The sequence below is a fragment of the Kitasatospora sp. A2-31 genome, from assembly GCF_022288725.1.
In the GTDB taxonomy this organism is placed as follows: Bacteria; Actinomycetota; Actinomycetes; order Streptomycetales; family Streptomycetaceae; genus Kitasatospora.
Genome location: NZ_JAKNTA010000001.1, coordinates 576,220 through 589,150, shown reverse-complemented (window position 1 = coordinate 589,150; position 12,931 = coordinate 576,220). Strand labels below are relative to the sequence as shown.

Genomic DNA, 12,931 nt, shown 5'->3' with positions numbered 1-12,931 from the left:
CGCGGTCGTCCGTGGCGATGCCGCCAGCCGTGCCAAGTCGTGAAGAGAGTGCCATGCCGAGCCACCTGCTGCCCGTAGCGTCCCCGTCCGTTCCCGCCCAGGGCGAGCCCTCGCGCGACCGGGCCGCCGACGTGGCGCCGCAAGCCCTCCGGTTCGCCGGGCTGCGCCTGGTGCACGCCGCGCTCCGCCGCGACCTGGCGCGGCTGCCCACCTCGCTGCGGCTGATCCAGCCGGGCGAGGACGAGAAGGGCGCGGCGCTCCTGCGGCACTGGCACTTCGTCACCGCGATGCTGACCTGCCATCACGAGCAGCAGGACACCCGGCTCTGGCCGCTCGTCCGCCGGTTCGCCCCGGAGCTGCGGCTGCTGCTCAACTGGCTGGAAGCGGACCACCACAACCTCGACCACTCGTTCACCCGGGTCACCACCCTGGTCCGGATCGCCAGCCGGGACGCCGGCAGCGCCTGGCCGGTCGCCTACGCCATGGAGGACCTCGCCGCCCGGCTGGAGACCCACCTGCGGATCGAGGAGCGCCAGCTGCTGCCCCGGATGGAGCTGGTCTTCGCCGACTCCTCCCGGCTCGGCAGCCTGCCCGAGCTGCTGGACCTGCTGCGCGCCGCCGACGGCCCCGGGACGGCCGACGCGCTCGCCTGGCTGCTGGACGGCGTCGAGCCGGAGGTGGTCGAGCAGCTGATCGCGGAGTGCGACGACGACGTGGCCCGCAACTGGCCGCACTGGCAGGCCACCTACCAGCGCTGCACCGCTCCGCTCTGGGGCCCCGCCGACGTCCGGGAGCACCTCGCCGACTGACCGCCGGCCCTTTCGCGAGCCGTCGATCCAACGCTGCGCGCGACCACTGCGCGCCGGGATGCTCCCCACCCCGTGGTCCGGGCGGCGCCCGGTACCCCGCGGGCGGCCCGCCCGCTACTCGGGAAGGCGGTTGAGCCAGGTCAGCGGGGTGACGTGGATCGCCTTGTCCGGCGAGCCGTTCCACTCCACCGGCAGGCCGACCGCCTCCAGCGCCGCGACCACCTCGCGGCCGATCTCCACCGTCCGCCGCTCCGCCGACTCCTTCGGCTCACCGGCGCCCCGGAAGCCGCCGTACCGGAGCATCAGCCCGCCGCCGGCGGCCGCGCTCTCGGTGTCCTGCTGGTGGAAGAAGACGAAGCCGCGCGATCCCTCCTCGGCCTCGCCGCCGATCTCCGCGTAACCGCAGCTCGCGCAGCAGGTGAAGTCCATGGCCGCCACGACGCCGCGCTCCTCCAGCGCGTCGAAGGCCGACGCCAGCCGGTCCACGTCGGTGGTCTCCGGCCAGGACGCCTGCTCGGCCAGCCGCTCCCGCCAGAGCGGGCCGACGACGGCCGCCGCGTCCTCCGCCGAGAGCCCCTCCTCCTCGAACTCGTCGGCCAGGGACTCGGCTATCTCGTCCGATTCCTGGAAACCGCAGCGGATCAGCTCGCGGGCGCGTTCCTCGGCCTCGCGCCGCAGGTCGGAGGCGGGTTCGGGCTCGGGGGTCACGGTCTCCTGGTCCATGGCCGCATCCTCGCACCGACCACCGACAGTCCCGCCGCCGGGGCCCGCGCCGCGTGCGGCCGGCGGCCTCAGCCCGAGGCGAGCCGGAACTCCAGGTTGCCGAACCGCACCTGGTCGCCGGGCCGCACCCGTACCCCGCCGGCGATCCGCAGGCCGTTCACATGCGTCCCGTTGGTCGAGCCGAGGTCGTACAGCACCCAGTCGTCGCCCTCCCGCCGCAGCTCGGCGTGGTGACGGGAGACGGATATGTCGTGCAGCCGCAGCCCCGAACCGGGGACCCGGCCGATCGTCAGCTGCCGCTCGCCGCCCTGGGGCAGGCTCAGCCCCGGCAGCCGTTCGAACCGCCACGCACCGCGCAACCGCACGCCGAACGCCGAGAGCTGACCGACCGTCCGCAGCACGAACCGCCCGACCGGGTTCCCGGCCGGCAGGTCCGCCAGCGCCGAGTCCAGCTCGGACCGGGTGTTGGCGTGCAGCACCAGCTCCATCCGCCCGAGGAAGGTGTCGTGCGACAGCCGGCCGCTGCCGGCGCCTTCCCGCAGCACGTCGAGCGCGTGGTCCCGCTCGGCCTCGGACGGCCGGACCACGTGGGTCCGGATCTCAGGAGAGCTCATGGCCCGATTGTCGGCGCAGCCGGCCCCGACTGTCCAGAATCCCCCTCGGCCGTCGACGACCCGTATCAGGACGGTTTCCTGGCCGCAGCGAGGATCTTGACGGTGGTGTGCAGGAAGCGGGCCGTGGCCGAGCCGCGGTAGGACCTGCCGAAGAGGTTGGCGGGGGCGTTCCAGCGGCCGTCCCGGAGGTGGACCACCACGTACGCGGTGCCGGCGTCGGCGCCGATCACCTCGTAGTCGCCCTTGGGCGAGGTGTACGGGACGGGGAAGTCCGCCGGCAGCGGCTCGGTCAGGAAGTTGACGACCAGCCGGACGTCCGGGGTCACCTCGACGCCTGCGAAGGGCTCGGCTGCGAGCACCGCCTCGACCTCCTCGACGGTGCGCAGCAGCACCGGCACCGGGAAACCGAGCGCCTCCTCCAGGTGCTCCTCGATCCGGCGGGTGAGCGCGGCGCGGTCCGGCTCGTCGGTGGTGAAGAAGACGTTGCCGCTCTGGATGTAGGAGCGGACGTCGTCGAGTCCGAGCTCGCCGAAGAGGGCCCGCAGCCGCTCCATCTTCACCGTCCGGCCGGCGACGTTGACGGCCCGGAGGAAGGCGATGTACGTGGTCGTGGTGGTCACCGGGCCAGTCTGGCACCGGCCGCCGACACTGCGCCGCGCGCCGGACCGCGGCCGTCGGTGCCGGGTGCCAGACTGGCGCCATGGCTACCTGGCAGGACTTCGAGTACGAGGCCCCGGATCTGGCCCCCGCCGTACGGGCGCGCTTCGAGGCGAACAAGCACCACGTCCTGGCGACGCTGCGCAGGGACGGCTCGCCCCGGGTGAGCGGCATCGAGGTGGACTTCACGGGGGCCGATCTCACCTTCGGGTCCATGTACGGCGCGATGAAGGCGCGCGACCTCCAGCGGGACCCCCGCTTCGCGCTCCACGCCCACCCGGGCGACGAGACCCTGGCGGGTGGCGACTCCAAGGTCTCCGGCAGGGCGGTGGAGATCACCGACGAGATCGAGATCGCCGCCTGGGTGGCCGAGCTGCCGGAGCCGCCGCCGGGCCCGTTCCACGCCTTCCGGCTGGAGCTGGAGCAGGTGGTGCACACCACGGTGGAGGACGAGCACGTCTGGATCACGTCGTGGCGGCCGGGGCGACCGGTGCAGCGCGTCCGGCGGGAGTGACCGCGACGCGCGGGCCCCGGCCGGGTCCCGCGCGTCGGGGGGTGGAGTGACTGCCCTACGGCAGGACGGAGTTCAGGGCCTCCGGGGTGCGGGCCACCACGGCGTGGCCGTCGTCGGCGGTGATGATCGGGCGCTGGATCAGGATCGGGTGCTCGGCCATCGCCGCGATCCAGCGCGCCCGGTCGCCCGGCTCGCGGGTCCACTGCTTCATGCCGAGGTCCTTGGCGGCCTGCTCGTCGAGCCTGGTGATGTCCCACGGCTCCAGTGCCAGCCGCTCCAGGACCTGCTCCAGCTCGGCGGCGGTCGGCGGGTCCTCCAGGTAGCGCCGCACGGTGTACTCGGCGCCGGCGGACTCCAGCGCGCCGAGCGCCGTCCGGCACTTCCCGCAGCGCGGGTTGATCCAGATCTCCATGCCGCCAGCCTACCGACCGGCCCTCCCGGCCGCGCCCTTCCGCCGTGCGTGCCCGAGCGGACCTGCCCGACAGCCCCCGCCGCCCGGGCGAACCGGTCACCCGTGAACGCCGCCCGGGGCGTCCGGAGGGAACTCCGGGAACTCCGGACGGGACGGCGGCGGTTCACGAGGCAGGACGCGGGGTCTCGGGAGGGGAGAGCCGGATGGACGGCGAAGCGATCATCGGACAGCTGATGACCACCGGGGGCCGGGCCGACCCGTACCCGTTGTACGCCCGGGCGCACGAGCTCGGCGCCGCCGCCCCGGCCGGGCCCGGCACCGTCCTCGCGATCGGCCACACCGCGGCCGACCAGGTGCTGCGCAGTCCGGCCTTCGTCATGGAGGACATCGAGGACCGGCTGCGGGCCGACCCCCGGCTCGCCCGGCACACCTCGGTCACCCTGTTCGGCCGCTCGATGCTGCAGCGCAACGCGCCCGACCACGCCCGCGTCCGATCGCTGGTCGCCTCCGCGTTCAACGCCCGCCGGGTGGCCGCGCTCCGGCCCGCGGTGGAGGCGGCGGTCGGCCGGCTGCTGGACCGCCTGGCCGAGCAGGGGGCGGACGGCTCGCCGGTCGACTTCATGGACGACTTCGCCTTCCGGCTGCCGGTCGAGGTGATCTGCGAGCTGCTCGGCGTCCCCCCGCGGGACCACTACCGCTTCCGCACCCTCGCGGGGGACCTCGCCGTCGCCCTGGAGCTGGTCCAGGACCTCGACGAACTCGGCGCCGCCGACGTGGCCGCCGACGAGCTGACCGGCTACTTCACCGGGCTCGTCGCCGAGCGCCTGGCCAGGCCCCAGGACGACCTGGTCAGCGACCTCGCCCGGATCGCCGCCGACGCGCCCGAACGGATCTCCGGCGCGGAGCTGCTGGCCAACCTGGTGCTGCTGCTGGTGGCAGGCTTCGAGACCACCACCAACCTGCTGGGCAACGGCCTCGCACTGGCCTTCCGGCACCCGGAGGTGGCGGCCGGGCTGCGCACCGGTGCCGTGGACCCCGCGGCCTTCACCGAGGAGGTGCTGCGCTTCGACTCACCGGTGCAGCTCACCACCCGGATCGCCGCCGCCGACGGGCTGGACGTGGCCGGCGTCCCGGCTCCGGCGGGCACCATGGTGCTGGTCCTGCTGGGCGCGGCCAACCACGACCCGACCCGCTACCGCCGGCCGGAGCTGTTCGATCCCGCCCGGCCCGACATCCAGCCGCTCAGCTTCGGCGGCGGCGCGCACTTCTGCCTCGGCTCCCGGCTGGCCCGGACGGAGGCCGAGGTCGCCTTCCCGGCGCTGCTCGACCGCTTCCCGCGGCTCGCTCCCGGCGGCGTGGCGACCCGGCGGGACCGCCTGGTCCTGCGCGGCTACGAGACCCTGCCGGTCACCGTCCGCTGACGGGGAAGCCGGTAGCACCCGGCCGCCCCGCCGGCTGGCCGGCCGCCGGAACCCTCCCGTGGTGTGCCACCCCGTCACCGCCACTCCGAGGGCCGACCATCGCGTGCGGGCCGGGGACCGGCCCGGCCGGCTCGACGCCCCCCGAGACGTACCCGGCCGGGGCTTCGTCCTGCTCGCCACGGCGCCGGTTCCGCACGCCGAAGCCCCCGCCCCGGCAAGCGAATTCGGGACGGGGGCCGCAGCGTGCGGAACCGGCGCGGAGGCCTGCCGGCGGTCCGGCCTACAGGTCGTAGTAGAGCTCGAACTCGTGCGGGTGCGGGCGCAGGGCGATCGGGGCGATCTCGTTGCTGCGCTTGAAGTCGATCCAGGTCTCGATCAGGTCCGGCGTGAAGACGTTGCCCGCGAGCAGGTACTCGTGGTCGGCCTCCAGCGCCTCCAGCACGGCCGGCAGCGAGGACGGCACCTGCGGGACGTTGGCGTGCTCCTCCGGCGCGAGCTCGTAGAGGTCCTTGTCGACGGGCTCCAGCGGCTCGATCTTGTTCTTGATGCCGTCGAGGCCGGCCATCAGCATCGCCGAGAAGGCCAGGTACGGGTTGGACGACGGGTCCGGCGCGCGGAACTCGATGCGCTTGGCCTTGGCGTTGGAGCCGGTGATCGGGATGCGGATCGCGGCCGAGCGGTTGCGCTGCGAGTAGACCAGGTTGACCGGCGCCTCGAAGCCGGGCACCAGCCGGTGGTAGGAGTTCACCGACGGGTTGGTGAAGGCGAGCAGCGACGGGGCGTGCCGGAGCAGGCCGCCGATGTAGTAGCGGGCCGTGTCGGAGAGCCCCGCGTAGCCCTGCTCGTCGTAGAAGAGCGGCGAGCCCTCGCTCCAGAGCGACTGGTGGACGTGCATGCCCGAGCCGTTGTCGCCGAAGATCGGCTTCGGCATGAAGGTGGCGGTCTTGCCGTTGCGCCACGCGACGTTCTTGATGATGTACTTGAACAGCATCAGGTCGTCGGCGGCGTGCAGCAGGGTGTTGAACTTGTAGTTGATCTCGGCCTGGCCGGCCGTGCCGACCTCGTGGTGCTGGCGCTCGACCTCCAGGCCGGCCGCGGCCAGCTCCAGCGACATCTCGGCGCGCAGGTCGGCGAAGTGGTCGACCGGCGGGATCGGGAAGTACCCGCCCTTGTACTTGACCTTGTAGCCGCGCACGTCGCCCTCCGCCGCGCCGGTGTTCCACGCGCCGGCCTCGGAGTCGATGTGGTAGAAGGACGCGTTGGCACTGGTCTCGAAGCGGACCGAGTCGAAGACGTAGAACTCGGCCTCGGGGCCGAAGAACGCGGTGTCGGCGATGCCGGAGGAGGCGAGGTAGGCCTCGGCCTTCTTGGCGACGTTGCGCGGGTCGCGGCTGTAGGCCTCGCCGGTGACCGGGTCCTGGATGAAGAAGTTGATGTTGAGGTGCTTGTCCTTGCGGAACGGGTCGAGCCGGGCCGTGGCCAGGTCGGCGACGAGCGCCATGTCGGACTCGTGGATGGCCTGGAAGCCGCGGATCGACGAGCCGTCGAACATCAGCGTGTCGGCCGGGTCGAAGGTCGCGGCGGGCACGGAGAAGTGCTGCATGACGCCCGGGAGATCGCAGAACCGGACGTCGACGAACTTCACGTCGTTGTCCTGGATGAACTGCTTCACTTCGGCGGCGTTGTTGAACATCCATCCTCCTCGGCGTGCGAATGGGGCTCACCCTAGGAATGGCCCGTTTCCAACCGGTGACCCGGTCGTTTCCTGAATGTTAACCGCCCTCGTTGAACGGGCGGCAAAGCCGTACGCTCCGGGGCAAATCGCTTCGCCGGCCCAGGCGGCGGCGCCGAAGTGGTCTGGACCACTTGGCGGCCGCGGTGGAAAGCCGGGGGCGGCCCGGTTCACCCTCCGGGGGAGTCGGTGGCGGTTCCCGGTGTACGCCCGGTTAGTGTGGATTCGTGGACACCAGAGAAGCGTTGGGATCGTGGATCGACGGCCCGAAGGCGGCCGCCGAGAAGATGGGCGCCGACTTCGGCTACCGCGGTGAGCGCCTCGGACTGCCCAAGGAGGGCACCGGCTCGGTCGCCGGGCCGGCCCGCCGGCTGGGCGCGCTGTTCGTCGACGGCTGGCTGGTGTCCCTGGTCGCCTTCGGGCTGCTCGCCAAGGGATCGGCGGGCTCGGCCAACCTGTGGACCACCCCGCTCTTCTTCGCCGTCACCGCGGTGCTGCTCGCCACGACCGGGACGACGGTCGGCAAGCGGCTGTTCGGCCTCCGGGTGGTGCGCCTGGACGGCAGCCGCGCCACCATCCCTCAGGTGATGCTGCGCACCCTGCTGCTCTGCCTGCTGGTGCCGGCCCTGGTCTGGGACCGGGACACCCGCGGCCTGCACGACAAGGCCGTCGGCACCGTCGAGGTCCGCATCTAGGCTCTTCCCGGGTTCCCCCGGCGCTTCCGCGCCCGGGGCCCGACGGCCGACCGGGCTCCGAGCGGCCCGACCGGCCCGAGCGGCCGAGGCCCGACGCCCGTCGCCCGTCGCCCGTCGCCCGTCGCCCGAAACATCGAACGGCCCCGCCGCGGAGGTTCCGCTGCGGGGCCGTTCGGCTCGATGGGGAGGGTGGGTCAGCGGGCCTGGCCGCCCTTGGGCATCCGGGCGCCCTTGGGCATCGGGCCCTTGGGGATCGGAGCCTTGGAGAGCAGGTCGCCCAGCGCGCGCAGCCGGTCGTTGGTCTCGGTGACCTGGGCCGGGGTGATGGCGCGCGGCAGCCGCATCAGGTGGATCTGCAGCTTCTTCAGCGGGACCTCGTCCGCGCCGTTGCCCACGACGATGTCGTAGACCGGGACGTCGCCGACGACCCGGGACATCTTCTTCTTCTCGGACGCCAGCAGCTGGCGCACCCGGTTCGGGTTGCCCTCACCGATCAGCGCGATGCCGGCCCGGCCCACGGCGCGGTAGACCGCGTCCTGGTTGCGGGTCACCGCGACCGGGGTGGAGCTGGCGCTCCAGCCGCGGCGGATGTTGTTCAGCACCGCCGCGACGGCCCCCGGCTGGCCCTCCATCTGTCCGAACGCGGCGCGCTCGGCCCGGCGCCCGAAGACGATCGCCATGGCCAGGAAGGCCACGATGAAGCCCAGGATGCCCAGGTAGACGGGGTGGTCGATCGCGAAGCCGATGGCGAGGAACACGCCGAAGGTCAGCAGGCCGACGCCGGCGATGATCAGGCCGATCTTGGTGTCGACCTTCTTGGTCATGGTGTACGCCAGGCGGATCTGCTTCAGTCGCCCGGGGTTCTCGGATGTTTCCCTCGCCATAACGCTCATGGTACGTGCCGTGGGTACGGGATATCCAAGCCCGGGTACCCGTTCGCCCCGAACGTGACCCTGGTGAACCCGTGCGGTCGCGCAGCGGTACCGGCCTCAGCGCCGCGCGGCCTCCGCTGCCGGTCCGACCGGCAGCGCGTCGCGCTCCCGGGCCGCCGCGTACCGGCGGTTCTCGCAGACCGCGGCCCAGGCGTTGCGTCGCGCCTGACGCTGGCCGCCCGCCAGCAGAACGCTCTCGGCCAGCCGCAGCGCGGTGCCCACCGACCGGATGCCGACCTGCATGTCGAACAGCTCCCCTCGTGGTGGAAATGGTTCGAACGCCCCCATCGTCACCACCCCGTGTTACCAGGCCGTGACCTGCCAGTCAAAGCCCGGTGAACCGGAAGGGGCGGAGCCGTGGCTCCGCCCCTTCGGATGGCTCAATCCGGCCGGCGCGAACGGGCCCGGCCGGCTCCTGCGGCCGTCAGACCGCGGTCTGCGCCCGGTGGTCCAGCGCCTGCCGGTACAGGCGCCCGGCGCGGTACGAGGAGCGCACGAGCGGGCCGGACATGACCCCGGCGAAGCCGAGCTCCTCGGCCTCCTGCTGCAGCTCGACGAACTCCTGCGGCTTCACCCAGCGCTCCACCGGGTGGTGGCGCAGCGACGGGCGCAGGTACTGGGTGATGGTGATCAGCTCGCAGCCGGCGCCGACCAGGTCGGCCAGCGCCTGGCTGACCTCCTCGCGGGTCTCGCCCATGCCCAGGATCAGGTTGGACTTGGTGACCAGCCCGGCCGCGCGGGCCTGGGTGATGACGTCCAGCGAGCGCTCGTAGCGGAACGCGGGCCGGATCCGCTTGAAGATCCGCGGGACGGTCTCGACGTTGTGCGCGAGCACCTCGGGGCGGGACGAGAAGACCTCGGCCAGCTGCTCCGGGACCGCGTTGAAGTCGGGGATGAGCAGCTCGACGCCGGTGCGTCCGGCAGCGCGTCCGGCCGTCATCGCGTGGACCTGGCGCACGGTCTCGGCGTACAGCCAGGCGCCGCCGTCCTCCAGGTCGTCGCGGGCGACGCCGGTGATGGTGGCGTAGTTGAGGTCCATGGTCACGATGGACTCGGCGACGCGGCGCGGCTCGTCCCGGTCGAACTCGGCGGGCTTGCCGGTGTCGATCTGGCAGAAGTCGCAGCGGCGGGTGCACTGGTCACCGCCGATGAGGAAGGTGGCCTCGCGGTCCTCCCAGCACTCGAAGATGTTCGGGCAGCCGGCCTCCTGGCAGACCGTGTGCAGCCCCTCCTTCTTCACCAGCGACTGGAGGGCGTTGTACTCCGGGCCCATCTTCGCGCGGGTCTTGATCCACTCGGGCTTCCGCTCGATGGGGGTCTCGCTGTTGCGGACCTCCAGGCGGAGAAGCTTCCTGCCGTCCGGCGCGACAGCGGACACGTGCGACTCCTAGAACTAGACGGGGTACCCCCAGGGTACGCCTGTGCTTGTACGGCCTTCGCCGGGCCCGCGGCCCGCAATCGCAGGGCAACAGTGCTACCGGCGGGTAGATTCCCCGGGCCCGGTCGGGGACCGGCCCGCGGCACGGGCCCGCGGGCCCGGGGCTCAGCGGCCGGGCGCCGGCTCCGGCAGCTCGGCGAACACGTCCGCCAGGTGCTTCTCGACCGCGGTCAGCGCCTCCCCGACCGGGAAGTCCCGGCCCAGTTCACCGGAGAGCGAGGCCACGCCGGCGTCCCGGATGCCGCAGGGCACGATCCGGTCGAACCAGGTCATGTCGGGGTCGCAGTTGAGCGCGAAGCCGTGCATCGTCACCCCGCGCGAGACCCGCACGCCGATCGCGGCGAGCTTGCGGTCGTCGCCGCGCTGCCCGGCGTTGGAGGGCGCGTACTCCGGGCCGGCCAGCCGCGGGTCGATGCCCAGCGGCAGGCCCATCCGCAGGGTGAGCTTGCCGATGTCGACGACCTGCGACGGGTCCACCACCGCGTCGGGGATGGTCTCGCCCAGCACCCAGACGCCGCTGCGGCCCTCGACCCGGGTGGTCTCCACGCCGAACTCGCCGCAGGCCCGGATCAGCGCCTCCTCGAGCCGCCGCACGTACGCCACCACGTCCATCGGCTCGGGCAGCTTCACGATCGGGTAGCCGACCAGCTGGCCGGGGCCGTGCCAGGTGATCTCGCCGCCCCGGTTGACCTCGACCACCGGCGTGCCGTCCAGCGGGAGGTCGGCCGGGTTGGTGCGCCGGCCCATGGTGTAGACGGGCGGGTGCTCCAGCAGCAGCACCGTGTCGGGGATCTCGTCGGCGACCCGGAGCGCGTGCAGCCGCTGCTGCTCCTCCCAGGCCTCCTGGTACGGGACCGCGCTCTCGCCCATGCCCATGCGCACGAACCGTATGTCCTTGCTCATGCGCCCACCTCGTTGCGCTCCGTGGTCACTGCTGCTCCTTGCCAGGCGTTCGAGACCAACCTCGCCACTGTACGCCTCGGCCGGTGGCGCCGTTCAGGCGCCCGAGAGCAGCTGCAGCCGGAGCGCGAGCTGGAGTTCCAGCGAGCGCTCGGGGCGGTTCCAGTCCCGCCCGAGCAGCACCTCCACCCGGTCCAGCCGCTGCACCACGGTGTTCACGTGGACGTGCAGCTCGTCCTTGGCCCGGGTCAGGCTTCCGCCGCAGTCGAAGTAGGCGCGCAGGGTGCGGACCAGCTCGGTGCCGCGCCGGGCGTCGTAGTCCAGCAGCGGGCCGAGCGTCGCGCCGACGAAGCCGTCCACGTCGTGGCCGTCGCCCAGCAGCACGCCGAGGAACCCGAGCGCCCGGGCCGAGGCGCCCTCGCCGGACCGGCCGAGCACCCGCAGCGCCCGGACGCAGCGCAGGCCCTCGGCGTGCGCTGCGGCCAGCGCCACCGGGCCGGCGGCCGGGCGGCCCGCGCCCACGGTGACCGGGAAGCCGGCGAGCCGGGCCAGCCGCTCGGCGGCCACCTCGGCCGCCCAGCGGGCGGGGTCCGCGGCGTCCGGCCCGTCGGGCCCGCGGCCGCCCGGCGGGGCGTCGTCGGCCGGGACGAGCAGCACGACGCTCTCGCCGTGCTCGGCTCCGATCCCGCGCGAGCCGAACAGGTACCGCTCGGCGGCGCGGGCCAGCCGGCTGCGGTCGGTGGCGGCGGTGCCGGGTGCGCCGGCCGGCTCGGCCACCAGCACCACGTGCGGGCGGCCGAGGTCGACGCCGAGCCGGCGGCCGCGCGCGGTCAGCCCGGCGGGGTCGCGGTCGGGGGCGGTGAGCAGGTCGGCGAGCAGCTCGCCGCGGACCCTGTTCTCGGCCTCGGCCACCGAACGGCGCAGCAGCAGGAGCAGCGCGGTCACCACGCTCGCCCGCTCGAACAGCCGCCGGTCGGCGTCGTCGAGGTCCGGGCGGCCGCGCAGCACCAGGGTGCCGAGCGGCTCCTGGCCGGCCAGCACCGCGCAGACCCAGGCCTCGCCGTGCCGGACCGAGCGCCCCTCGGCCCGGGACGCGGCGACCGCCTCGGCCAGTCCGTCCGCGGCCGCCGCCCGCCCGGCCAGCGGTTCGCCCCCGGTGTCCAGGACTGCTATCTCGCCACCGAGGAGGGCGGCCACCGCGGCGGCCACGTCCGGCACCTCGGCCCCGCGCAGCACCAGGTCGGTGAGCCGGTCGTGGCCCTGCTCGGCGCGCTGGACGGCCGCCGCGTGGGCCCGGATCAGCTCGTTGGCCGAGTTCAGCTCGGCCAGCGCGGCCCGGGTGTCGGCCAGCGACTTGGCGGTGTCCAGGGCGATCGCCGCGTGCGCGGCCAGCGTGCAGAGCAGCGCGACCTCGTCGGGGGAGAAGGCCCGCGGGGAGCGGTCGGCGGCGAACAGCACCCCGATCACCTGCCCGCCGAGCAGCAGCGGGACCCCGATGATCGCCACCAGACCCTCGTCCAGGACGCCCGCGTCGATGGTGCCGGTGTGGTGGAACCGCTCGTCGGTCCGGTAGTCCGGGGTCGCGTACGGGCGGGCGGTCTGCGCGACCAGGCCGCCGAGGCCGTCGCCGAGGCTGAGCCGCAGGTTCTGGAAGAGGACCGAGACCGAACCGTCCGTCACCCGCATGTAGGTGTCGCCGGCCGCCTCGTCCGGCAGGGTCAGGTAGGCGGTGTCGGTGCCGAGCAGCATCCGGGCGCGGCGGACGATCGCCTGCAGCACGGTGTCGAGCTCGCGGGAGGCGGCGAGGTCCCCGGCGGTGTCGAACAGGGCGGTTAGCTCGGCCTCGCGGCGCCGGTGCTGACGCAGCGTCCGGTGCACCCGCAGGGCCTGCCAGGTGGCGTCGTCGATCTCGCTCAGCACCGCGGCCGGTGCCCCCCGGCGCCGGGCGTCGGCCAGCACGTCGGCGAAGTCCTCGGTGGCGGCGCCGGAGGCGAGCAGGTCGATCAGCCGGCGCAGCGCCGGTGCCGGGCCGGTGTGGGGGTCGGTCATGGTGCGGGCCGCCAATCGCAGTGAGCGGGAAGCGC

At 73.6% G+C, this 12,931-nt stretch carries 14 protein-coding genes; 4 read left to right on the top strand and 10 right to left on the bottom strand.

All coding sequences use genetic code 11. From position 1 onward, the window contains the following. Positions 1–53: 53 nt before the first annotated feature. On the top strand, positions 54–809 hold the full coding sequence (locus tag MCM47_RS02630; protein ID WP_238740537.1) for a hemerythrin domain-containing protein: 756 nt from the start codon (positions 54–56) through the stop codon (positions 807–809). 114 nt (positions 810–923) lie between these two features. On the opposite strand, the gene MCM47_RS02625 is transcribed toward MCM47_RS02630, so the two are convergent. The 3 genes from MCM47_RS02625 to MCM47_RS02615 all read right to left on the bottom strand — a co-directional run bounded on the left by MCM47_RS02625 (position 924) and on the right by MCM47_RS02615 (position 2,766). Beyond that, complete coding sequence (locus tag MCM47_RS02625; RefSeq protein WP_238740535.1) at positions 924–1,532, bottom strand: hypothetical protein; 609 nt, start codon at positions 1,530–1,532, stop codon at positions 924–926. A gap of 68 nt (positions 1,533–1,600) precedes the next feature. Continuing rightward, complete coding sequence (locus MCM47_RS02620; RefSeq protein WP_238740533.1) at positions 1,601–2,146, bottom strand: DUF1707 and FHA domain-containing protein; 546 nt, start codon at positions 2,144–2,146, stop codon at positions 1,601–1,603. A 65-nt stretch (positions 2,147–2,211) separates the two neighbouring features. Next, positions 2,212–2,766 (bottom strand): DUF1697 domain-containing protein, encoded by a 555-nt coding sequence (locus tag MCM47_RS02615; protein WP_238740531.1) that lies wholly within the window; start codon positions 2,764–2,766, stop codon positions 2,212–2,214. 80 nt (positions 2,767–2,846) lie between these two features. Here MCM47_RS02615 and MCM47_RS02610 point away from each other — a divergent pair, with 80 nt between their 5' ends. Continuing rightward, complete coding sequence (locus MCM47_RS02610) at positions 2,847–3,317, top strand: pyridoxamine 5'-phosphate oxidase family protein (protein WP_238740529.1); 471 nt, start codon at positions 2,847–2,849, stop codon at positions 3,315–3,317. Positions 3,318–3,372: 55 nt separating this feature from the next. On the opposite strand, the gene MCM47_RS02605 is transcribed toward MCM47_RS02610, so the two are convergent. Next, the gene (locus MCM47_RS02605; protein ID WP_238740527.1) at positions 3,373–3,729 is read right to left on the bottom strand and encodes an arsenate reductase family protein; all 357 of its coding nucleotides are present in this window, start codon (positions 3,727–3,729) and stop codon (positions 3,373–3,375) included. Between the two features lie 203 nt (positions 3,730–3,932). On the opposite strand from MCM47_RS02605, the gene MCM47_RS02600 reads away from it, so the two are divergent. Next, positions 3,933–5,150: a cytochrome P450 gene (locus MCM47_RS02600; protein ID WP_238740525.1), complete on the top strand. Its 1,218-nt coding sequence runs from the start codon at positions 3,933–3,935 to the stop codon at positions 5,148–5,150. A 280-nt stretch (positions 5,151–5,430) separates the two neighbouring features. On the opposite strand, the gene glnA is transcribed toward MCM47_RS02600, so the two are convergent. Further along, a complete protein-coding gene (glnA, locus tag MCM47_RS02595; RefSeq protein ID WP_238740523.1) occupies positions 5,431–6,843 on the bottom strand; it encodes a type I glutamate--ammonia ligase in 1,413 nt (470 codons plus the stop codon). A 266-nt stretch (positions 6,844–7,109) separates the two neighbouring features. Between glnA and MCM47_RS02590 the strand changes: the two genes are divergently transcribed. Next, positions 7,110–7,577 carry an RDD family protein gene (locus MCM47_RS02590; protein ID WP_238740521.1) on the top strand — a complete coding sequence of 156 codons (468 nt, stop codon included), beginning with the start codon at positions 7,110–7,112 and terminating at the stop codon, positions 7,575–7,577. 194 nt (positions 7,578–7,771) lie between these two features. On the opposite strand, the gene MCM47_RS02585 is transcribed toward MCM47_RS02590, so the two are convergent. The 5 genes from MCM47_RS02585 to MCM47_RS02565 form a co-directional block, all read right to left on the bottom strand. Beyond that, positions 7,772–8,470: a DUF4191 domain-containing protein gene (locus MCM47_RS02585; RefSeq protein ID WP_374209053.1), complete on the bottom strand. Its 699-nt coding sequence runs from the start codon at positions 8,468–8,470 to the stop codon at positions 7,772–7,774. 96 nt (positions 8,471–8,566) lie between these two features. Further along, a complete protein-coding gene (locus MCM47_RS02580) occupies positions 8,567–8,752 on the bottom strand; it encodes a hypothetical protein (RefSeq protein ID WP_238740517.1) in 186 nt (61 codons plus the stop codon). Between the two features lie 181 nt (positions 8,753–8,933). Then, entirely contained in the window at positions 8,934–9,887 is a 954-nt protein-coding gene (gene lipA, locus MCM47_RS02575; protein WP_238740515.1) for a lipoyl synthase, read from the bottom strand. A gap of 165 nt (positions 9,888–10,052) precedes the next feature. Then, the gene (gene lipB / locus MCM47_RS02570) at positions 10,053–10,850 is read right to left on the bottom strand and encodes a lipoyl(octanoyl) transferase LipB (protein WP_238740513.1); all 798 of its coding nucleotides are present in this window, start codon (positions 10,848–10,850) and stop codon (positions 10,053–10,055) included. Positions 10,851–10,943: 93 nt separating this feature from the next. Further along, positions 10,944–12,896, bottom strand: coding sequence for a GAF domain-containing protein (locus MCM47_RS02565; protein WP_238740511.1), 1,953 nt, complete (start codon positions 12,894–12,896; stop codon positions 10,944–10,946). Between the last annotated feature and the right edge of the window lie 35 nt (positions 12,897–12,931).